Raw genomic sequence first — 20542 nt, forward strand, 5'->3', positions numbered from 1 at the left:
CGCCTATTCGGCCGCTACCGGAACGCTGCCACCTTGCGGTCGGGGCCCGACGGCCGGGGCTGCCACAGCAGGCGCGGGGGCGGCACTCGCGGCTGAACCGGAGGCAGCCGCGCCCGAGGCGGCGGCCTTGACCGCTGCCGTCGCGGTGGGCTTTGCCACCATCATCGGCCGGGCGACGATGCGGCGCTTGGCGGTTTCGACCACGGTGGCGATTTTTTCGAATCGCTTCAGCCGGTCGATCTCGTTGTTCAGCCGGTCCAGCTCGTCGCCAATGGCGCGGCAGATGGCCCGATAGCTCTCGGGCGCCAGGCGGTCGCGCATATAGGCGACGCCGCGCTCACGTTCCGATTCCGTGCTCTTCAGCACCACCGGGGCGACAGCCAGAAGCGCTTCCGCCTGCACCTGTCCGGAGCTGCGGCGGGCTTCATCGAAAATGCTGCGCAGATCTTCGACAAGTCGATCTTCTCTTGCCATGACGAGCGGAGCCCCTTGTCCGTAGCCAGCTATCTCAAAAAGACTCTTGGAATCCCGGTATTTTTGCAACCGTGCCAGGGTAGTGGAACGGTTAACATAGCGTTAATCCCCAGAAAACACCCCCAAAATCTTGCAGCGGAGCCATGCAATGACCGCGTCGAGCTTCGACGAGGCGCTGAGGCGCGTGCTCGTCCATGAGGGCGGCTATGCCGACGACCCCGCCGATCCCGGCGGCGCGACCATGCAGGGGATCACCCAGCGTGTCTATGATGGCTGGCGCCGGCGCCATGGCCAGCCGGTGCGCAGCGTGCGGCGCATCGCGCCGGACGAGGTGGCGGCGATCTATCGCCGCCAGTACTGGGACGCGGTGCGCGCCGACGACCTGCCGGCCGGGCTCGACTATGCGCTGTTCGACGCGGCGGTGAATTCCGGCCCGGCCCAGGCGGCCAAATGGCTGCAGCGCACGCTCAATGCCGTCGCCGACGGGCAGGTGGGCGAGGCGACGCTGGCGGCGCTGGCCGATCACGAGACCGGCGCGCTGGTCGATGGCGTGTGCGACCGGCGGCTGGCCATGCTGCGGAGCCTGCGGACCTTTTCCACCTTCGGCGCCGGCTGGACCCGGCGCGTCACGGACGTGCGGGCCACGGCCCGGCGGATGGCCGGCGCGGCCGCACCGATGGCGGAGAACGCGCCGGACAGCGCCGGCGCCGCCCGCGCGCGGCCGGCCGACACACGGCTCTCGCGCACCCCGGAAGGGGCGGGAGGCCTCCTCAGCGGCGCCGGCGTGCTCGGCGCTGTCGTGGCCGAGCAGGCGGACCGGCTGGCGCCGCTCGCCTCCCTGGCCGAACCGCTGAAATGGCTGTTCGCGGCGCTGATGCTCGCGGGCGTGGCGCTGACCCTGCGCGGGGCGCTGGCGCGGATCGGCGCCGGCGAGGCGACACCGTGACGGCGCTGCTGGGCCTGCTGGCGAGCCCCCTCGGGCGGGGCGCGGCGCTGCTGCTCGCCGCCCTCGCGCTGGCCGGCGGGATCTATCTCAAGGGCCGCTCGGAAGGCCGGGCCGCCTGCATCGCGCAAGGAGAACGGGATGTGCTGGACACGATCGAGCGCGCGAACGGCGCGCGGGCTGATGCTGATCGCCGTAACGCTGATGAGCGCCGGCTGCGCGACGACGACACCTTCCGCCGCGACGAGGGGCGCCTGCGGCGCCTTCCGGCCGATCCGCTGGGCGAGTGAGGACACCGACCCGACCATCCGGCAGGTGAAGGCGCATAATGCGGTGGGGCGCGAGCTGTGCGGGTGGCGGGGGAGATGAGGGAGGGGTGGCACGCTATATCCGCGGGGCGCTGTACTTCCGGCCCCCGGTGGCGCGGGCGGCGACTTCACCTTCGCCGTGCTGTCGCCAATGCACACTTCAAGCAAATCCAAATCCACTGTCGCCGCCAATTGCCATCGATAATATAAGGCGACATGGCATTCGAAATGACATTGCGGGAACGCCTCGCCGCAGGTCGGCCTGATGTGATCGCCGACCTTTATCTTTATCCTCCGCGTTCGGGCGGAAGGTGCCTGAAAATCGGTTTCGGATGGGGCTGTCCTTGCAGCTTGAGCAAGATCTCGGTGGAGGCATGGAGTGGGTATCCTTTGCTGGCGTGCGAGATGATGCCCGGCGAGCGGCGGCGGGTCGGATTCGTGTTCCTGACCAGTCAGGCTGCGGTGACGGCGCTTTCGACTGGGGGACGTTTTTACCTGTGGGAGACGGGCGTGATCGGCGAAGCGACCATCGTCGGGTAGCCGCTTTGGAAAAGGTCATTGGTTCGTCCGATGTCAGCGTGACCGCTTGCTTTGCTGGCCGCGCGCCCGTGATCCTGCGGCCCGACCAGGGGGCCATGCTGCGCGCGACGGTACGTCATTTGCCAACCATGGATGGTGGGCTAGCCTGCCATCGCAATGAAGTATCTGGCAGAAAGAGCCGCCCGCTCGTCTTCTACTCCCACACCCCGCACCTGACATCCGCCGCCTACGGTGGCATGCTCAGGCCGCCGCGTGCCCCCCGCGCGGTGTGCGTGAGGAATTGCCGTGCGCCTGCTTGTCGTCGAGGATGATCCCGATCTGAACCGCCAGATGGTGGAGGCGCTGGTCGAGGCCGGCTATGCCGTCGACCGCGCCCATGACGGCGAGGAGGGCCATTTCCTCGGCGAGACCGAGCCTTATGACGCGGTCGTGCTCGATATCGGCCTGCCGAAGATGGACGGGCTCTCGGTGCTGGAGGCCTGGCGGCGCGAAGGGCGCAAGATGCCGGTGCTGATTCTCACCGCGCGCGACCGCTGGAGCGACAAGGTGCAGGGCTTCGATGCCGGCGCCGACGACTATGTGGCCAAGCCCTTCCACATGGAGGAGGTGCTGGCGCGCATCCGCGCGCTGCTGCGCCGCGCCGCCGGCCATGCGGCGAGCGAGCTCACCTGCGGGCCGGTCATGCTCGACACGCGCTCCGGCCGGGTGACGGTGAGCGGGCGGCAGGTGAAGCTGACCTCGCATGAGCACCGGCTGCTGGCCTATCTCATGCACCATGTCGGGCGGGTGGTCTCGCGCACCGAGCTGGTCGAGCATCTTTACGACCAGGATTTCGACCGCGATTCCAACACGATCGAGGTGTTCGTCGGCCGCCTGCGCAAGAAGCTGGATGTCGATGTGATCCAGACCGTGCGCGGGCTCGGCTATCTCCTGGTGGCGCCCGAAGGGCCGCGCGAGACCCCGCGCTGATGCGCGCCGGCTCGCTGGCGCTACGCCTGTTCGTCTCGGCGACGGTGGTCAGCGTCGCCGTGCTGGCGATCACCGGCTTCGCGCTGCATGAGGTCTACCGCGCGGCGGTGGAGCGAGCCTTCGACCAGCGGCTCGACGTCTATCTCAAGACCATCGTCGCCGATGTCGCCAATTCGCCCTCCGGCACCATGCCGGAGCCGACGACGCTGGGCGACCCTTTGTTCAACTTCCCCATTTCCGGCTGGTACTGGCAAATCACCCGCACCGACGGGCCGGCCGCGCAGGTGAAGACCTCGCGCTCGCTGCCCGAGGGCAAGCTGCCGCTGCTGTTCGAGCGCCAGGGCGATGCCGATGTCTCGGGCCTGCGCGAGGCCTATGCCGACGGCCCGTCCGGCCAGCGGCTGCGCATCGTCGAGCGGGTGGTCGATCTCGGCGAGGACGGGCGCTACGCGGTGGCGGTGGCGGCCGATGCGGGCGAGATCGCCGAGGAGGTCGCCGGCTTCGACCAGGCGCTGCTGGTGACGCTGGCCGTGCTGGGATGCGCCTTCCTGCTCACGCTGGTGTTCCAGGTGCTGTTTGGCCTGCGCCCGCTCAAGCGCATGCTCGCCGCGCTGCACGAGGTGCGCACCGGCCGCGCCGACCGCATCGAGGGCGCCTATCCGGTCGAACTCGCCCCGCTCGCCGCCGAGGTCAATGCGCTGATCGACACCAATCGCGAGATCGTCGAGCGCGCCCGCACCCATGTCGGCAATCTCGCCCATGCCCTCAAGACGCCGATTTCCGTGCTGCAGAATGAGGCGGCGCGGGCCGGCGAGGCCGATGCCGCGCTGGGCGCCAAGGTGACGGCGCAGGCGCAGATCATGAAGGACCAGGTGGCGCATCATCTGGAGCGGGCCCGCATGGCGGCGCGCGCCTCCGTCGTCACCACGGTGGAGGAGGTCGAGCCGATCGTCGCCCGCATCGCCGCGACGCTCGCCAAGGTGCACCGCGCCAAGGGGGTGGCGGTGGAGGTCGAGGTCGCGGGTGGCCTGCGCTTTCGCGGCGAACGGCAGGATCTGGAGGAGATCCTCGGCAATCTGGTCGACAATGGCTGCAAATGGGCGCGCTCGCTGGTGGAGATCGCGGTGGCGCCGGTGCCCGGCGGGGCGGGCGAGCGGGATTATTTCGAGATCACCATCGACGATGACGGGCCGGGCCTGACGCCGGAACAGCAGACCGAGGCGCTCAAGCGCGGCAAGCGGTTGGACGAGACCCAGCCGGGTTCCGGGCTGGGCCTGTCCATCGTTTCCGAACTGGTCGGGCTCTATAGCGGCCGGCTGGCGTTCGACCGCTCGCCCTTTGGCGGGCTGCGCTGCGTGGTGCGGCTGCCGGCGGCGTGAGGTGCAGGGGTAGAGGTGACGGGGCCGCGCTTTCGCCCTATTCCTCTTCCTTAGGTGGACATGTTCCGTGCGGAACGTGCCGTGTCCAGGCTGGAGGAAGCAATTTCATGCGCGCATACCAATTCGTGGCCGTGGGCCTTGTCGCCGGCGCCCTCGCGGGCTGCAGCACCGCGCAGGAGAACCCGAACACCGTCGGCGGCGCCGCCATCGGCGCGGTGGCGGGCGGGCTCATCGGACAGGCCGTCGGGCATAACACCGCCAGTACGCTGGTCGGCGCGGCGGTGGGCGGCCTGATCGGCGGCTCGATCGGCAATGCGCTCGACCAGGCCGACCGGCAGCGGGCGCAGCAGGCGCAGATTCAGGCACTGGAATATGGCAATCCCGGCGCGCCGGTGAGCTGGCGTGGCGACAGCGGCGCCTATGGCACCATCGTTCCCGGCCCGACCTATGCGCGCGGCGGCTCCCCCAAGTGCCGCGAATTCACCCACACCATCTACATCAACGGCCAGCCGCAGACCGCGCGCGGCACCGCCTGCCGCAACCCGGACGGTACCTGGTCGCCGGTGGCGGGCTGATCACGCACCCGGCCGAACCCGGTTCCGGCGCCCCGTGACGGGGTGACGCAGGCGCCCGCCGGCCGGCACCGGGCCTTGGTTCAGGCGGGCACACGCTCGCGCGACTGTGAGCCTGCGGCGATCGGACTGAGGGTGTTACGGATTGGCGACAGGGGCCGGGTCGGCTACCCCTCAGCGCATTAGAGGAAAACTAATGTTGCTGTGGATCGCCTTCTCGCTGATGACCGGCGCCGCCATTCTGGCGGTGCTCTGGCCGTTGCGCACCGGCGCGGCCATGCCTGCCGCCAGTACCGCCGAGGCCGATCTCGCCGTCTATCGCGACCAGCTGGCGGAAATCGAGCGCGACCGTGCCTCCGGCCTGATCGCGCCGGCCGAGGGCGAGGCGGCGCGCACCGAGGTGGCCCGGCGCATCCTGCGTGCCTCCGCCGAGAGCGGCCGGGAGGGCGCCTCCTTCGGCGACGACCGGCGCCGGCGCATCGTCGCGGTGGTGGGCCTGCTCGGCGTGCCGCTGCTGGCCGGCGGGCTCTACCTTTCCCTCGGCTCGCCGCTCTACCCGCCGCAGCCGCTGGCGCAGCGGCTGGAAGGCCAGCCCAACCCCTCCGACATCGCCATCCTGATCCGCAAGGTCGAAACCCATCTCGAAGCCAACCCGAATGACGGGCGCGGCTATGAGGTGGTGGCGCCGATCTATGCCCGCATCGGCCGGCTCGACGATGCGGCCCGGGCCTGGAGCAATGCCATCCGCCTGCTCGGCCCCAACGCCCAGCGTGAAACCGGCCTCGGCGAGGCGCTGACCGCACAGGCCGGCGGCGTGGTGACGGTCGAGGCCAAGGCGGCGTTCCAGGCGGCGCTCGCCGCCGATCCGAACGACCCCAAGGCACAGTATTTCCTCGGCCTCGCCGCCGAGCAGGACGGCCAGACCGCCGAGGCGGCGCAGCGCTGGAGCGCGCTGGTGGCCGCCTCGCCGCCCGACGCGCCCTGGCTCGGCCTGCTGCGCGAGGCGCTGGCCCGCATCGGCGCGCCGATTCCCGACGCCGCGTCCGGCCCCGGCGCGGCCGATGTGGCGGCGGCGCAAAGCCTCACCCCCGAGCAGCGCGACGCGATGGTGCGCGGCATGGTCGAGCGGCTGGAGGCGCGGCTGGCGCAGGAGGGCGGCGACATCGAGGGCTGGCTGCGGCTGATGCGGGCCTGGACCGTGCTCGGCCAGCAGGACAAGGCCAAGACCGCCGCCGGACAGGCGCGCACCCATTTCGCCAGCGACAGCGGCGCGCTCGGGCGCATCGACGCGCTGGCGCGCGAACTCGGGCTCGGGAGCTGACGCCATGACCCGCAAGGGACGTCGCCTACTGGTCATTTCCTGCGCCGCCGGCGTGCTGTTCGTCGCCGCCGGGCTGGTGCTGTTCGCGCTGAACGACACCATCGTGTTCTTCCGCTCGCCCAGCGAGATCGCCGCCGAGGGCACACGGCCGGGCACACGACTGCGGCTGGGCGGGCTGGTGAAGGACGGCAGCGTGCAGCACACCGACGGCACCCATGTGCGCTTCGTCGTCACCGATGGCGGCGCCGATATGGGCGTGACCTATGTCGGCCTGCTGCCGGACCTGTTTCGCGAAGGCCAGGGCGTGATCGCCGAGGGCGTGCTGGCACCGGACGGCAGCTTCACCGCCGACAGCGTGCTGGCCAAGCACGACGAAACCTATATGCCGAAGGAAGTCGCCGACGCGCTGAAGAAGCAGGGCGTGTGGAAGGAAGGGGAGGGGACGCCGTGAGGGATGGTGCCCACCGCTTCGCGACGACCATCCTTCGAGGCTCGGGCCTTGCCCGAGCACCTCAGGATGACGCTGTTCCCTCTCGTTTTCTTTCTCGGTGCGCCGTCATCCTGAGGTGCCGCGAAGCGGCCTCGAAGGATGCTTGTTGTTGGGATAACCGCCCATGAACCCGGAAATCGGCCATTACGCGCTGGTGCTCTCGCTGGCCGTCGCCCTCCTGATGACGGTGATCCCGGCCTGGGGCGCGCGCACCGGCGACGCGGCGCTGATGCGGGTGGGCTCGACCCTGGCGCTGGTGCTGGCCGGCTTTGTCGGCCTGTCCTTCGCCACGCTGGTCGTGGCCTATGTCCAGTCCGATTTCTCGGTGCTGAACGTGGTCGAGAATTCGCACTCGGCCAAGCCGCTGCTCTACCGCATCACCGGGACCTGGGGGAACCATGAGGGTTCCATGCTGCTCTGGGTGCTGGTGCTGGCGATCTTCGCCGCGCTGGTGGCGCTGTTCGGCGCCAATCTGCCGGCGCGGCTGAAGGCCAATGTGCTCGCCGTACAGGGCTCGGTGGCCACCGCCTTCCTGCTGTTCATCCTGTTCACCTCGAACCCGTTCACCCGGGTGATTCCGCCTCCGGCGGAGGGGCAGGACCTCAACCCGATCCTGCAGGATATCGGCCTCGCCATTCATCCGCCGCTGCTCTATCTCGGCTATGTCGGCTTCTCCATCACCTTCGCCTTCGCCGTCGCGGCGCTGATCGAGGGGCGGATCGACGCCGCCTGGGCGCGCTGGGTGCGGCCCTGGGCGCTGACCGCCTGGGCCTTTCTCACCCTCGGCATCGCCATGGGGTCCTACTGGGCCTATTACGAGCTCGGCTGGGGCGGCTGGTGGTTCTGGGACCCGGTGGAGAACGCCTCGCTGATGCCGTGGTTCGCCGGCACGGCGCTGATCCATTCCGCCGTGGTGATGGAAAAGCGCGACGCGCTGAAGGTGTGGACGGTGCTGCTCGCCATCCTCGCCTTCTCGCTGTCGCTGCTCGGCACCTTCCTCGTGCGCTCCGGCGTGCTCACCTCGGTCCACACCTTCGCCACCGATCCCACCCGCGGCGTGTTCATCCTCGCCATCCTGGTGTTCTTCATCGGCGGATCGCTGGCGCTCTATGCGCTGCGCGCGCCGATGCTGCGGCAGGGCGGGATCTTCGCGCCGGTGTCGCGCGAGGGCGCGCTGGTGCTGAACAATTTGCTGCTGACGGCGGCCTCCGCCGCCGTGCTGGTCGGCACGCTCTACCCGCTGGCGCTGGAGGCCTATAACGGCGCCAAGATCACCGTCGGGCCGCCCTATTTCAATCTGACGGTCGGCGCGCTGATGCTGCCGGTGGCCTTCGCCATGCCGTTCGGGCCGCTGCTGGCCTGGAAGCGCGGCGATCTCGCCGGGGCGGCGCAGCGGTTGATGGCCGCCTTCGGGGCCGCCATCGTCATTGCCGCTCTGGCCGCCTATGCGCAGGGCGGCGGGCCGGTGCTGGCGCCGTTCGGCATGGGGCTGGCCGCCTTCGTAGTGATCGGCGCGATGGCCGAGGTGATCGAGCGTGCCGGCTTCGGCCGGGTGCCGCGCGCGACCGCCTTCGCGCGGCTGCGCGGCCTGCCGCGCTCGGTGTTCGGCGGCGCGCTCGCCCATGCCGGCGTCGGCGTCTGCCTGTTCGGCATCATCGCCGAGACCAGCTGGAACGCCGAGCGCATCGCCGGAGTGAAGGTTGGCGGCAGCTTCGAGGTCGGCGGCTATGAGCTGACCCTCGACCGGCTGGAACCGCGCAACGGGCCGAATTACCGCGATCTCGTCGGGGTGTTCACGGTCCGCCAGGGCGGGGTCGAGATGGGGACCATTGAATCCGCCAAGCGCCTGTTCACCGCACGCAACATGCCGACCACCGAATCGGGCATCCGCACCATGTGGTTCAGCCAGCTCTATGTGAGCCTGGGCGACGAGCTGCCGGGCGGCGGCGTGGGCGTGCGGGCCTATTGGAAGCCGTTCGTGACGCTGATCTGGATCGGCTCGCTCATCATGGCGCTCGGCGGCGCGCTCTCGCTCAGTGACCGTCGCCTGCGCGTCGGGGCGCCGAAGCCGGCGAAGAAGCCGAAGGCGAAGGCGGACGGCGCTTCGCCCGTGCCGGCGGAGTGAGGGGGATGCGTGCACGCCTTTTCCGCCCCTCATCCCCGGGCGTGACCCGGGGATCCAGCCGCGTGGCGGCCGGCCTTCTGGGTTCCCGGGTCACGCGCGGGCATGAGGGAAGCGGGCGCTGGCGGGTGATGCTCGCCGCCGCGCTGCTTTGCCTCGCTTTCATCACCCCCGCCGCCGCCGTGCGGCCGGACGAGGTGCTGCCCGATCCGGCGCAGGAAGCGCGGGCGCGCGAGCTCTCGAAAGAACTGCGCTGCATGGTCTGCCAGAACCAGTCCATCGACGATTCGGATGCGCCGCTGGCGCGCGACCTGCGGCTGCTCGTGCGCGAGCGGATCCAGCAGGGCGAGTCCGACCGGGAGGTGATGGATTATCTGGTGGCGCGCTATGGCGAGTTCGTGCTGCTGCGCCCGACCTGGCACGGGGCGAACGCGATCCTGTGGCTGGCGCCCTTTGCCGTGCTTGTCGTCGGCGGCATCGGCCTGTTCGTCGCCTATCGCCGCCGCGCCGCGTCGGACAGCCTGCGCCCGACGGCGGCGGCGGAGCCGTTGACGCCCGAGGAGGAGACGCGCCTGCGCGCCGCGCTGGGCGAGCCGTCCTCGTCGGAGCAACCGGGCGACGTTACGAAAGTTTAACGCCGCCGCCAGACTGCGTTAAGGCGACGGCCTCTAGTTTCTCGTTCAACGCTCCCGGTGGGGAGAGTGATTTCGAACGAGGAACGATACATGTCGCGCACCGCGCCCAATCCGACCCGCACCCCTTCGTCCACGCTGCGCAAGAGCCGTTCCCGGCTGCTCGCCGGCGTGTTCACCCTGGCCCTGGCCGGTGGCACCGTCGGCGCTTTCGTGCTGCCCGAGATCATCACCCCTGCTCAGGCGCAGCTGACCACCAACCAGCCCGCCGGCACCTTCTCCTTCGCCGACATCGTCGAGAAGGTCTCCCCCGCCGTCGTCAGCGTGAAGGTGAAGAAGGACGAGGACAAGGTCGCCTCGAATGACGAGGAAGGCATGGGCGGCCAGAACGTGCCCCCGCAGATCGAGCGCTTCATGCGCCGCTTCGGCTTCGGCCCGGGCGGCCCCGGTGGCCCGGACATGGGCCCGCGTCGCGGCCCCGGTCCCGGTCATCGCGGCGTCGTCGGCCAGGGCTCCGGCTTCTTCATCTCCAATGACGGCTATGTCGTCACCAACAACCACGTCGTCGACGGCGCTTCCGAGGTCGATGTCACCACCACCGACGGCAAGAGCTACACCGCCAAGGTTATCGGCACCGACCCGCGCACCGACGTGGCGCTGCTCAAGGTCGACGGCAAGTCGGACTTCCCCTGGGTGAAGCTGGCCGCCAAGGCGCCGCGCGTCGGCGACTGGGTGGTCGCGGTCGGCAACCCGTTCGGCCTCGGCGGCACGGTCACTGCCGGCATCGTCTCGGCGCGCGGCCGTGACATCGGCTCGGGCCCCTATGACGACTTCATCCAGATCGACGCCCCGATCAACCGCGGCAATTCCGGTGGCCCGACCTTCGGCCTCGACGGCGACGTGATCGGCATGAACACCGCCATCGTCTCCCCCTCGGGCGGCAATGTCGGCATCGCCTTCGCCATTCCCTCCGAGACCGTCTCCGAGGTGGTTGAGGCGCTGAAGGATGGCGGCGAGGTGGCGCGCGGCTATGTCGGCGTGCAGATCCAGCCGGTCAGCGACGAGGTCGCCGAGGCGCTGGAACTCAAGTCGGCTGAGGGCGCCCTCATCGCCCAGGTGCAGCCCGGCACCCCCGGCGAGAAGGCGGGCCTCAAGCCCGGCGATGTCGTCACGCAGATCGACGGCGAGACCGTGAAGGACTCCCGCGAGATGTCGCGCGAGATCGCCCGCAAGAAGCCCGGCACCACGGTGAAGCTGAGTGTGGTGCGCGACGGCAAGTCGATGACCATCCCGGTCACGCTGGAGCAGTTGCCGACCGACGTCGCGTCGGCCGACAAGGCCAAGGCGGATCAAGGCGAGGAGGACGGCAAGGGCATTCCGCGCCTCGGCCTGTCGCTTGCTCCCGCCAAGGGCGTCGCCGGCGCCGGTGATATCGGCGTCGTCGTCACCGAGGTCGATCCGAGCGGCCCCGGTGCCGAGCGCGGCATCAAGGAAGGCGATGTCATCCTCGACGTGGGTGGCAAGCCGGTGATGACCCCCGCCGATGTGCGCGAGGGCCTCTCCACCGCCAAGAAGGACAACCGCAAGGCCGTGCTGATGCGGATCAAGTCCGAGCAGGGCACCCGTTTTGTCGCCATCTCGCTGGGTGACCAGAAGGGCTGAGCTGGAGCGCGCGCCGATCCGCTTGCACCGCAAGCGGATCGGATCACGCGGCCTCCAGTGTAACGCAGAGGGCGATTTGCCGATCAGATGTGCCATCTGATCGGATCGCACTCTAAGAGTTCCGGTTGCGGCTCGTTCCGTCGCCCCTTGGGCTGCGGCCGGTTCGGTGGCGCGGGGAGTCCGAGAGGATTCCCCGCGTCATCTATTTCAGGGGCCTTCCGGCGTTGGCGTCGGGGGATGGCAATATAGGCGCGAGGCTCGAAATGACGTACATGGAGACGAATTCGAATCTTACCGCCGCCTCCGATTCCGCGCGGGGCCGAGATGACCCGTTCATCGAGCTCGCGGACATCCGGAGGGCAGCCCGAAAGAGCGCCGAAGAGTCGCCCATGCGCCTGCTCATCGTCGAGGACGACCGCGACGCCGCCGATTATCTGCGCAAGGCGTTCCGCGAGGCGGGCCATGTGGTGGACGTGGCCTCGGACGGCGAGGAGGGGCTCGTGCTCGCCCGCGAGGGTGGCTATGACGTCCTTATCGTCGACCGCATGCTGCCGCGCCGCGACGGCCTCTCCGTCATCGCCGATCTGCGCGGGCGCGGCGACAAGACCCCGGCGCTGATCCTTTCCGCCCTCGGCCAGGTGGACGACCGCGTGACCGGCCTGCGCGCCGGCGGCGACGATTATCTGCCCAAGCCCTACGCCTTCACCGAACTGCTCGCCCGCGTCGAGGCGCTGGCCCGGCGCGGTGGGCCGCAGGCGGCCGATACGGTCTACCGCGTCGCCGATCTCGAACTCGACCGGCTGGCGCATAGCTGCACCCGTGGCGGCCAGGAGATCGTGCTGCAGCCGCGCGAGTTCCGGCTGCTGGAGTATCTCATGCGCCATGCCGGGCAGGTGGTGACCCGCACCATGCTGCTGGAGAATGTGTGGGACTATCATTTCGACCCGCAGACCAACGTGATCGACGTTCACGTCTCGCGGCTGCGCGCGAAGATCGACAAGGGCTTCGATCCGCCGCTGCTCCACACGGTTCGCGGCGCAGGATACATCATTCGTGACGGCGCTCGGTAAGCTCCTCCGCACCACCGCGTTCAAGCTTCTCGCGGCCTATCTGTTCATCTTCGCCCTCTTCGCCGGCTCGGTCATCGCCTATCTCGGCTGGCACACCCAGCGGCTGGTGACGCGACAGGCCGTGGAGGCGATCGAGAACGACACCCGCTTCATGCAGGCGCAGTTCGAGCGCGGCGGCATCACCCGCCTCGTGCAACTGGTGAACCGCCGCGCCCGCGCCCCCGATGCCGGCCTGCTGCTCATCGCCAGCTTCAATGGCGACCCGCTGGCCGGCAACATGCTTAACCTGCCGTTGAACATTCTTGACCGGCAGGGTTGGCGGGAAATCGACTATCTGCGCTCGGAGGAGTCCTCCGGCCCGCCGAGCCGCGCCCTGGTGCAGGTGATCTTCCTGCCCGGCGAATACCGGCTGCTGATCGGCCGCGACATCGTCGAGCGGGAGGAACTGCGCCAGATCATCATCGGCCCCGCCGTCTGGGGGCTGGCGCTTCTCGTGGTGCTCGGCATGGCGGGCGGCCTCTTCATCACCCGCCGCGTGCTCAAGCGCATCGACCAGATGACGGCGATCTCCGACGGCATCATGGCCGGCGACCTTTCCGGCCGTCTGGCCGTCTCCGGCACCGGCGATGAGTTCGACCGGCTGGCGCTGAGCCTCAACGCCATGCTCGACCGCATCGAGGCGCTGATGGCCGGGCTGAAGCAGGTGTCGGACAACATCGCCCATGACCTGAAGACGCCGCTGACCCGGCTGCGCAACCGGGCCGAGGATGCGCTGCGCACGGCGCAGTCGGAGCCGGAATGGCGTCTCGCCACCGAGCGCACCATCGAAGAATCCGACGGCCTCATCCGCACCTTCGACGCGCTGCTGATGATCGCCCGCGCCGAGGCCGGGCAGGCGAGTGCGACGATGCTGCGCTTCGACCTCGCCGAGACGGTGGCGGGGGTAGCGGAGCTCTACGAGCCGGTGGCCGACGAGAGCGGGCTGGACCTGCATGTCGAGGTCGCCGGACCGCTGCCGATGCGCGGCGTGCGCGAGCTGTTCGGGCAGGCGCTGGCCAATCTTCTCGACAACGCGATCAAGTACAGCGCACCTGACATGCCCGGCGGGACACCCGGCCCGCGCCGTGATGTCACCCTGACCGCCCGGCGAGACGGCGAGCGGCTGCGCCTCGTGGTCGCCGACCGCGGGCCCGGCATTCCCGAGGCGGACCGCCCGCGGGTGCTGGAGCGTTTCGTACGGCTGGAGGCCAGCCGAACCCGCCCCGGTTTCGGCCTGGGCTTGTCTCTGGTGGCAGCGGTGGTACGGCTGCACGGCGGCACACTGTCGCTGGAAGGCAACGATCCGGGACTGCGGATCGTTATCGACCTGCCGCTCGACCTCAACGACGAGGCGGCAACGGACTGACACGCGCAAGGGGGGCGAAGACGGCATGGCGGCAAGCACGAGCGGGACGGTGGTGGCGCCGGCGGAGAGCCTCGTTGCGAGGTTGCGGCGGGCGCCAGGCTTTCCCGTGCCGGTGGGGCTTCCCGAGGCGGTGGCGGATGCGCTCGCCGGCGCCGCGAGGCCGGTTCGTGTGCGCCTCGAAACCCTTCTTGCCGCCCATGACGAGGCCCGCGCCGTGCTGGCGGCGGTGGCGGACCATTCGCCGTTCCTGACCGATCTCATCCGCGTCGACCCGGCCCGGCTGCTGGCGCTGCTGGAGACCGACCCCGCTCAGGCCCTCGCCGAGGCGCGCGCCGCCACCGTCGCGGCGGTGGAGGCCTCTTCCGACGAGGCGGACGTGATGGCGGCGCTGCGGCGGCTGCGGGCGCTGACCGCGCTCACCGTCGCGCTGGCCGATATTGGCGGGGTGTTCGACCTCGCCACCGTGACCGCCGAACTGACCGCGACGGCGGATGCCGCCATCGCGGCGGCGGTGGCGTTTCTGGTGCGCGAGGGAATGAGCGCGCGCAAGCTGCGCAAGACCGGCGTGGAGGGCCTCGGCTACTCCGTTTTGGCCATGGGCAAGCATGGCGCGCGCGAACTCAACTATTCCAGCGATGTCGACCTGATCGTGCTCTACGATCCCGCCCTCGCGCCGCTGGCCAAGGATGTGGAGGCCGCGCCCTTCTTCGTGCGGATGACACAGCGGCTGGTGAAGCTGATCCAGGAGCGCACCGGCGAGGGCTATGTAGCCCGCGTCGACCTGCGCCTGCGGCCCGACCCGGCCTCGACGCCGGCCGCGCTGTCGGTGGAGGCGGCGCTGGACTATTACGAGCGCGAGGGCGCCACCTGGGAGCGCGCCGCCTATATCAAGGCGCGGCCGATCGCCGGGGATATCGCGCTCGGCCACGAGTTCCTCAAGCAGCTCACCCCCTTCGTCTGGCGCCGCGCCCTCGATTATGCGGCGGTGTCCGATGTCCACGCGATGAAGCAGGACATCCACGCCTTTCGCGGCCATGAGGCGATCGCGGTGGAGGGGCACAACGTCAAGCTCGGGCGCGGGGGCATTCGCGAGATCGAGTTCTTCGCCCAGACCCAGCAGCTGATCGCCGGCGGCCGTGACCCGCGCCTGCGCACCCCGCGTACGCTGGAAGCGCTCGCCGTGCTGGCGCAGACCGGCTGGATCGGCGAGGGCGCACGCACGGAGCTCGACGAGGCCTACCACTTTCTGCGGCGGGTGGAACACCGGCTGCAGATGGTGGCCGACGCCCAGACTCACAGCCTGCCGGAGGACGAGGACGCACTGGCCGGCTTCGCCCGCTTCATGGGCTATGCCGACCGCGAGAGCTTCGCCCAGGCGCTCACCCAGCGCCTCACGCGGGTGCAGGACCACTATTCGAAGCTGTTCGAGGACGCGCCGCCGCGGGCGGCGGTGGAGGGGCGGCTCGAATTTCCGGAAGAGGCCGACGACCGCGAGACGCTGGCGACGCTGCACCGGCTCGGCTATGCCGACCCCAAGGCGGCCAGCGCCACCGTGCGCGGCTGGCTGGCGGGCGAGCCCCGCGCGCTGCGCGCCGAGGGCGTGCGCGAGGAACTGGAAGCCATCGTGCCGCTGCTGGTCGACGCGCTGGCGCGCGGCGGCGGCCCCGATGCCGGGCTGAACGCGGCCGACCGCTTCTTCCGCGAAATGCCGACCGCGCAGCGGCTGCTGGCGGCGCTGCGGCACAATCCGGACCTCGTGCGGCTGCTCGCGACCATTCTCGGCACCGCGCCGCGCCTTGGCGAGATGCTGGCGCACCGCCCCTCGCTGCTCGACGCGCTGCTCGACCCCGCCTTTTTCGGCGCGCTGCCCGACGAGCCGGAGCTGGCGGCGCGGCTTGCCGCCGATCTCGCCCAGGCGGAGAACGAGGAAGACCGGCTCGACCGCGCCCGCCGCTTCCGGCAGGAGCACCATGTGCTGATCAGCGTGCGGATTCTCTCCGGCACGCTGCCCGCCGCCCGCGCCGGCGAGGCCTTCGCCCGGCTGGCCGATGTGCTGATCCGCTCGCTGGAGGAGGGGGTGATCGCCCGCTTCCGCGCCGCGCATGGCACGCTGGCCGGGGCCGAGGTGGCGGTGCTCGCCATGGGCAAGCTTGGTGGGCGGGAGATGACGGCGGGCTCCGACCTCGACCTTATCGTGCTCTATGATTTCGACGAGGAGCACCCCGACAGCGACGGGCCGCGCCCGCTCTATGGCGGCCAGTATTTCGCCCGGCTCACCCAACGCATCGTCAGCGCCCTGACCACCCCGACCAATGCCGGCCAGCTCTATGAGGTGGACCTGCGGCTGCGGCCTTCAGGCCGTTCCGGCCCGGTGGCGACAAGTCTGCCGCGCTTCGAGGTCTACCAGGCCGAGGAGGCCTGGACCTGGGAGCATATGGCGCTGACCCGTGCCCGGGTGGTGGCGGCCTCGCCCGCCTTCCGCGCCCGGGTGGAAGGCGCCATCCACCATGTGCTGGCGGGCGAGCGCGACCCGCACCGTCTCGCCGCCGACATTGTCGACATGCGCGGCGCCATTGCCGACGAGAAGGGCGAGGACGATCCCTGGGATCTCAAATATGCGCGCGGCGGGCTGGTCGATATCGAGTTCATCGCCCAATACCTGGTGCTCGCCCATGCCGCGCATGAGCCGCGCATCATCGACACCTCGACGCTGCGGGTGATCGAGGCGGCGCAGCGCGTCGGCCTGCTCGACGTGCAGGACGGGCAGCTTCTGGCTGACGCCTGTCGGCTGCTGCACGACCTGACGCAGGTGCTGCGCCTCGCCATCACCGAGCCCTTCAAGCCGGCGGAGGCGAGCCCGGCGCTGCGCCGGCTGCTGGCGCGTGCGGGAGCGATGCCGGATTTCTCGACGCTGGAAGCCCACCTGTTCGAGACCCAGCGCCTGGTGCGCGCCACCTTCGAGCGCCTGCTCGCCGCCGAGCCCAAGCGCCGGCGCAAGAGAGCCTAGCCCAGCAGAGAGCCTAGCCCAGCTTTTCCGCCACAAGGTCGCCGATGGCGAGGCTGGCGGTGAGGCCGGGGGATTCGATGCCGAACAGCTGCACCAGGCCCGCCACGCCGTGCTCGGCCGGGCCGTCGATGCGGAAATCCGCCGCCGGGGCGCCGGCGGGCACGATCTTCGGCCGGATGCCGGCATAGGCGGGGTTCAGCGCCCCGTCCGGCAGCGCCGGCCAGTAGCGGCGGATGGCGGCATAGAACACGTCGCCGCGCCGGGGGTCGACGGCATAGTCCGGTGCGTCGATCCATTCGGTGTCCGGCCCGAAGCGGGCCTGGCCGCCGAGATCGAGCGTCAGGTGCACGCCCAGCCCCGCCTGTTCCGGCACCGGGTAGATCAGCCGGGAGAACGGTGCCCGGCCCGACAGGGTGAAATAGGAGCCCTTGCAGAAATAGGCCGGCGGGATCGCTCTTTCCGGGAGGCCGGCGATCGAACGCGCGAGCGGCACGGCGCCGTGGCCGGCGGCGTTGATGAAGCTGGCGCAGGACAGCCGCATCGGCTCCGGGCCGCCAATGTCGAGGACGATCCCCCGCGCCGTCGCCTCGCCGGAGAGGATGGGCGCGTTGAAGGCGATCATGCCGCCGCAATCTTCCAGATCGCCGCGCAAGGCGAGCATCAGCGCATGGCTGTCGATGATGCCGGTGGAGGGCGAGAGCAGCGCGGCTTCGGCGTTCAATGCCGGCTCCAGCGCCCGCGCCTCGGCGCCGCTCAGCGGCTGGAGGTCGGTGACGCCGCAGGCGTGGGCGTGGGCATTGATGGCGGCGAGCTTGTCGGTCTCCGCCGGGCTTGTGGCGACAATGAGCTTGCCGGTGCGCCGGTGCGGAATGCCGCGCGCCTCGCAATAGGCATAGAGCGCTTCACGGCCCTCAACGCAGAGCCGGGCCTTCAGCGTGCCGGGTGCGTAATAGAGGCCGGCATGGATGACCTCGCTGTTGCGGGCCGAGGTATCCGAGCCGACAAGGCCGGTGGCTTCCAGCACCAGTACGTCGCGACCCTTTTGGGCCAGCGCACGGGCAATGGCGAGGCCGACCACGCCGGCGCCGGCGACGACGCAGTCGACGGCATGTTCTTCAGGGCTGTGCATGCAAGGCTACTCGGCGACGGAAGAGCGGCCGGTACGGTATTGCAACGCCGGGCGGCCATTCAAGGGCAGGCGGATCACCACCGTGGTACCGACACCCTCGGAGGAGCGGATGCGCATCGAGCCGCCATGCAGTTCCACCAGCGACTTGGCGATGGCGAGGCCGAGGCCGGACCCCTTGTGGGTCTTGGTGAACTGGCTCTCCACCTGCTCGAACGGGCGGCCGATCTTGGCCAGCGCGCTCTTGGCGATGCCGATGCCGCTGTCCTCGATGACGAGCAGCGCCGCGTGCTTGGAGCGGCGCGTGCGCAGGCTGACGCGGCCCTGCTCGGGGGTGAACTTGATGGCGTTGGACAGCAGGTTGAGGGTGATCTGCTTGAGCGCCCGCTTGTCGGCCTCGACGGCCACGGCGGCATCGGATTCGTCGACGATGGTGAGCTGCTTCTCGCCGGCCCGCACCGACATGACGCGGATGGCATCGGCGACCACCTCGTCGAGCCGGACCGGCTGCAGGTTGAGCTGTACGCGGCCGGCCTCGATGCGGGACATGTCGAGAATGTCGTTGATGACGTCGAGCAGGTAGCGGCCGGAATCGCGGATGTCGCGACAGTACTCGTTGTACTTGTCATTGCCGAGCGGGCCGAACAGGCCGCTTTCCATCAGCTCGGAGAAGCCGATGATGGCGTTGAGCGGCGTGCGCAGCTCATGGCTCATATTGGCGAGGAACTCGGATTTGGCGCGGTTGGCGTCCTCGGCCTTGGTCTTCTCGTCGGCATAGTTCTGCGCCAGCTCGGCGAGCTGCAGCGCCTGCAGCTCCAGCGTCTGCTGCGATTTGCGCAGGTCGGCGACCAGCGCCATCAGCCGCTTCTCGCTCTCCATCAGGCGCTCTTCGTGGCGCTTGAGGGCGGTGATGTCGGTGCCGACCGAGACGTAGCCGCCATCCTTGGTGCGGCGCTCGGCGACCTTCAGCCAGCGCCCGCCTTCCAGCTGCGCCTCGAAGGCGCGAGCGCCCTCTTCCGGCCGGTCTTCCGGGCGGAGCGGGATGCGGACCACCGGCTGGCGGGCGAGCGAGGCGATGGTCTCGAACTCCGTCCCCTGCGCCACATGGGCGTCGCCAATGCCGTAGAGCGACTGGAACCGCGAGTTGCAGAGCACCAGCCGGTTGGAGGCGTCCCACAGCACGAAGGATTCGGAAATGCTTTCGATGGCGTCGCGCAGGCGCATGTCGGCGGTGGCGGTGCGCTCGGCCAGGCGGCGCTCCTCGGTGACGTCCACCGCAATGCCGACGAGATGGGGTGGCTCGCCATTGGGCTGGGGCACGACTTCGGCGCGGGCGCGCAGCCACACCCAGTGGCCGTCGGCGTGCTTCATGCGGAAGACGCGATCAATGGTGCGGCCGGGCTTGTCGGCGATCTCGCGGGCGATGTCGTAGAGATTGGTGTCGTCGGGATGAACGAGGCTCGCCACCTCGCCGAAGGAAATCAGGTCCTCGCGCGGGGCGTGGCCAAGCATCTCGAACATCGAGTCCGACCAGAACATGCGGCCGCGGCCCATGTCCCAGTCCCACAGGCCGCAGCGGCCGCGCGAGAGGGCGGTGTCGATGCGCGCGCGCACCGTCTCGTAAATGCCGTCGGCCTCGCGGGCGCGGGTCGCCTGCCAGTGGAAGGCGAAACCGAGGATCAGCAGCACTGCCCCTGTCGTGGAGAGCAGTGTGACGGTGAGCACGGTGTCGGAGCGCCAGGTCGCCAGCGCGCCGGAGAGAGGCTGCACGACGACCAGCTGCAGCGCGCCATTGGGCAGGTTGCGCACGGTGGCGAGGGCCGCGGCGCCATCGGGCATGATGACGTCGAGCACGCCGGCATTCTCGGCGAAGATGGTGAGTGCCTGCGTATTGGCGAGAAGCTGGCCGATCTGCTCGGCGGCGGTCGCGGTCTCGTCATGGGTGGCGAGGATCTTGCCGCTGGAATCGATCAGGCCATAGCGGCGCCCGTCCTCGGCGGCGCGGGGCGGCAGGCTGTTCTGCAGCAGTGCGTCCGGCGTCGTCGACCCAGCCGGCAGGCGGCCGGCTTCGCTGGCGATGGCGGCGGCAAACAGCGCCAGCTCATCCTTGGCATTGGCGATAGCGTCGGCGCGATAGGCGTGGATCTGCACGATCGCGGCGATGGCGACCGAGGCGATGAACGCAATGATCAGCGCCGGAACGGCCTTGCGCATGAAGGGTTCGGCGTCGACCAATCGCTGATACGCAGGTCGCGCCACGGTGCGTGCAAGCCCTCTCATGGCCTGTACGCGCACGGATGCGCCTGCAGCGTTGGCGCGCGCCATCGCCGGTCTCCCCCGAAGTCCCAAAACCCGTTCCCAGTCCGATAGGAGCGATGTGCCGCATCTCTCCGAATCACTCCGATTTGAATCGATATGGCCCCCCACTGTCCAGAGTCCCGGGGAGTCAAGTTAACGATTCAGCAACCTGCGGAGGTGGCGAGGGTGCCTGGGTGGGTGGCGCGGCCGGACAAGCGGGGTGT

The 20542-nt window shown here is 69.7% G+C and carries 17 protein-coding genes; 14 read left to right on the forward strand and 3 right to left on the reverse strand.

Annotated features, from left to right (window positions below):
• Positions 1–3 precede the first annotated feature (3 nt).
• Positions 4–474 carry a hypothetical protein gene (locus tag BLO63_RS12300; RefSeq protein WP_091440872.1) on the reverse strand — a complete coding sequence of 157 codons (471 nt, stop codon included), beginning with the start codon at positions 472–474 and terminating at the stop codon, positions 4–6.
• 148 nt (positions 475–622) lie between these two features.
• Here BLO63_RS12300 and BLO63_RS12305 point away from each other — a divergent pair, with 148 nt between their 5' ends.
• From BLO63_RS12305 to BLO63_RS12370, 14 genes are all read left to right on the forward strand, one after another.
• The gene (locus BLO63_RS12305) at positions 623–1420 is read left to right on the forward strand and encodes a glycoside hydrolase family 108 protein (RefSeq protein ID WP_091440874.1); all 798 of its coding nucleotides are present in this window, start codon (positions 623–625) and stop codon (positions 1418–1420) included.
• Positions 1417–1707, forward strand: a complete 291-nt coding sequence (locus BLO63_RS12310; protein WP_091440877.1) for a hypothetical protein — start codon at positions 1417–1419, stop codon at positions 1705–1707. The genes BLO63_RS12305 and BLO63_RS12310 overlap by 4 nt, the downstream gene beginning before the upstream one ends.
• Before the next feature lie 234 nt (positions 1708–1941).
• Positions 1942–2265 carry a hypothetical protein gene (locus BLO63_RS20960; protein ID WP_143007074.1) on the forward strand — a complete coding sequence of 108 codons (324 nt, stop codon included), beginning with the start codon at positions 1942–1944 and terminating at the stop codon, positions 2263–2265.
• A 285-nt stretch (positions 2266–2550) separates the two neighbouring features.
• On the forward strand, positions 2551–3234 hold the full coding sequence (locus BLO63_RS12320) for a response regulator transcription factor (protein WP_091440883.1): 684 nt from the start codon (positions 2551–2553) through the stop codon (positions 3232–3234).
• Positions 3234–4613: an ATP-binding protein gene (locus BLO63_RS12325; RefSeq protein WP_091440886.1), complete on the forward strand. Its 1380-nt coding sequence runs from the start codon at positions 3234–3236 to the stop codon at positions 4611–4613. Before BLO63_RS12320 ends, BLO63_RS12325 begins: the two co-directional genes overlap by 1 nt.
• 107 nt (positions 4614–4720) lie before the next feature.
• Positions 4721–5188: a glycine zipper domain-containing protein gene (locus BLO63_RS12330; protein ID WP_091440889.1), complete on the forward strand. Its 468-nt coding sequence runs from the start codon at positions 4721–4723 to the stop codon at positions 5186–5188.
• Positions 5189–5381: 193 nt separating this feature from the next.
• The gene (ccmI, locus tag BLO63_RS12335; protein WP_091440893.1) at positions 5382–6506 is read left to right on the forward strand and encodes a c-type cytochrome biogenesis protein CcmI; all 1125 of its coding nucleotides are present in this window, start codon (positions 5382–5384) and stop codon (positions 6504–6506) included.
• 4 nt (positions 6507–6510) lie between these two features.
• The gene (gene ccmE, locus BLO63_RS12340) at positions 6511–6957 is read left to right on the forward strand and encodes a cytochrome c maturation protein CcmE (RefSeq protein WP_018389896.1); all 447 of its coding nucleotides are present in this window, start codon (positions 6511–6513) and stop codon (positions 6955–6957) included.
• Positions 6958–7120: 163 nt separating this feature from the next.
• Positions 7121–9121: a heme lyase CcmF/NrfE family subunit gene (locus BLO63_RS12345; RefSeq protein WP_091440896.1), complete on the forward strand. Its 2001-nt coding sequence runs from the start codon at positions 7121–7123 to the stop codon at positions 9119–9121.
• Between the two features lie 128 nt (positions 9122–9249).
• Positions 9250–9753, forward strand: a complete 504-nt coding sequence (locus BLO63_RS12350; protein ID WP_091441421.1) for a cytochrome c-type biogenesis protein — start codon at positions 9250–9252, stop codon at positions 9751–9753.
• Between the two features lie 90 nt (positions 9754–9843).
• A complete protein-coding gene (locus BLO63_RS12355) occupies positions 9844–11412 on the forward strand; it encodes a Do family serine endopeptidase (RefSeq protein ID WP_091440899.1) in 1569 nt (522 codons plus the stop codon).
• Between the two features lie 389 nt (positions 11413–11801).
• Entirely contained in the window at positions 11802–12482 is a 681-nt protein-coding gene (locus BLO63_RS12360) for a response regulator transcription factor (RefSeq protein ID WP_205409322.1), read from the forward strand.
• On the forward strand, positions 12466–13887 hold the full coding sequence (locus BLO63_RS12365; protein WP_091440904.1) for a sensor histidine kinase: 1422 nt from the start codon (positions 12466–12468) through the stop codon (positions 13885–13887). Before BLO63_RS12360 ends, BLO63_RS12365 begins: the two co-directional genes overlap by 17 nt.
• Positions 13888–13912: 25 nt before the next feature.
• Positions 13913–16894, forward strand: a complete 2982-nt coding sequence (locus tag BLO63_RS12370; protein WP_091440907.1) for a bifunctional [glutamine synthetase] adenylyltransferase/[glutamine synthetase]-adenylyl-L-tyrosine phosphorylase — start codon at positions 13913–13915, stop codon at positions 16892–16894.
• 13 nt (positions 16895–16907) lie between these two features.
• Here the strand turns inward: BLO63_RS12370 and BLO63_RS12375 are convergent, their stop codons facing one another.
• Both BLO63_RS12375 and BLO63_RS12380 read right to left on the reverse strand, forming a co-directional pair.
• Complete coding sequence (locus tag BLO63_RS12375; RefSeq protein ID WP_091440910.1) at positions 16908–18023, reverse strand: NAD(P)/FAD-dependent oxidoreductase; 1116 nt, start codon at positions 18021–18023, stop codon at positions 16908–16910.
• 6 nt (positions 18024–18029) lie between these two features.
• Entirely contained in the window at positions 18030–20234 is a 2205-nt protein-coding gene (locus tag BLO63_RS12380; RefSeq protein WP_091440913.1) for a PAS domain-containing sensor histidine kinase, read from the reverse strand.
• Between the last annotated feature and the right edge of the window lie 308 nt (positions 20235–20542).

Source organism: Ancylobacter rudongensis, from assembly GCF_900100155.1.
Taxonomy (GTDB): domain Bacteria; phylum Pseudomonadota; class Alphaproteobacteria; order Rhizobiales; family Xanthobacteraceae; genus Ancylobacter; species Ancylobacter rudongensis.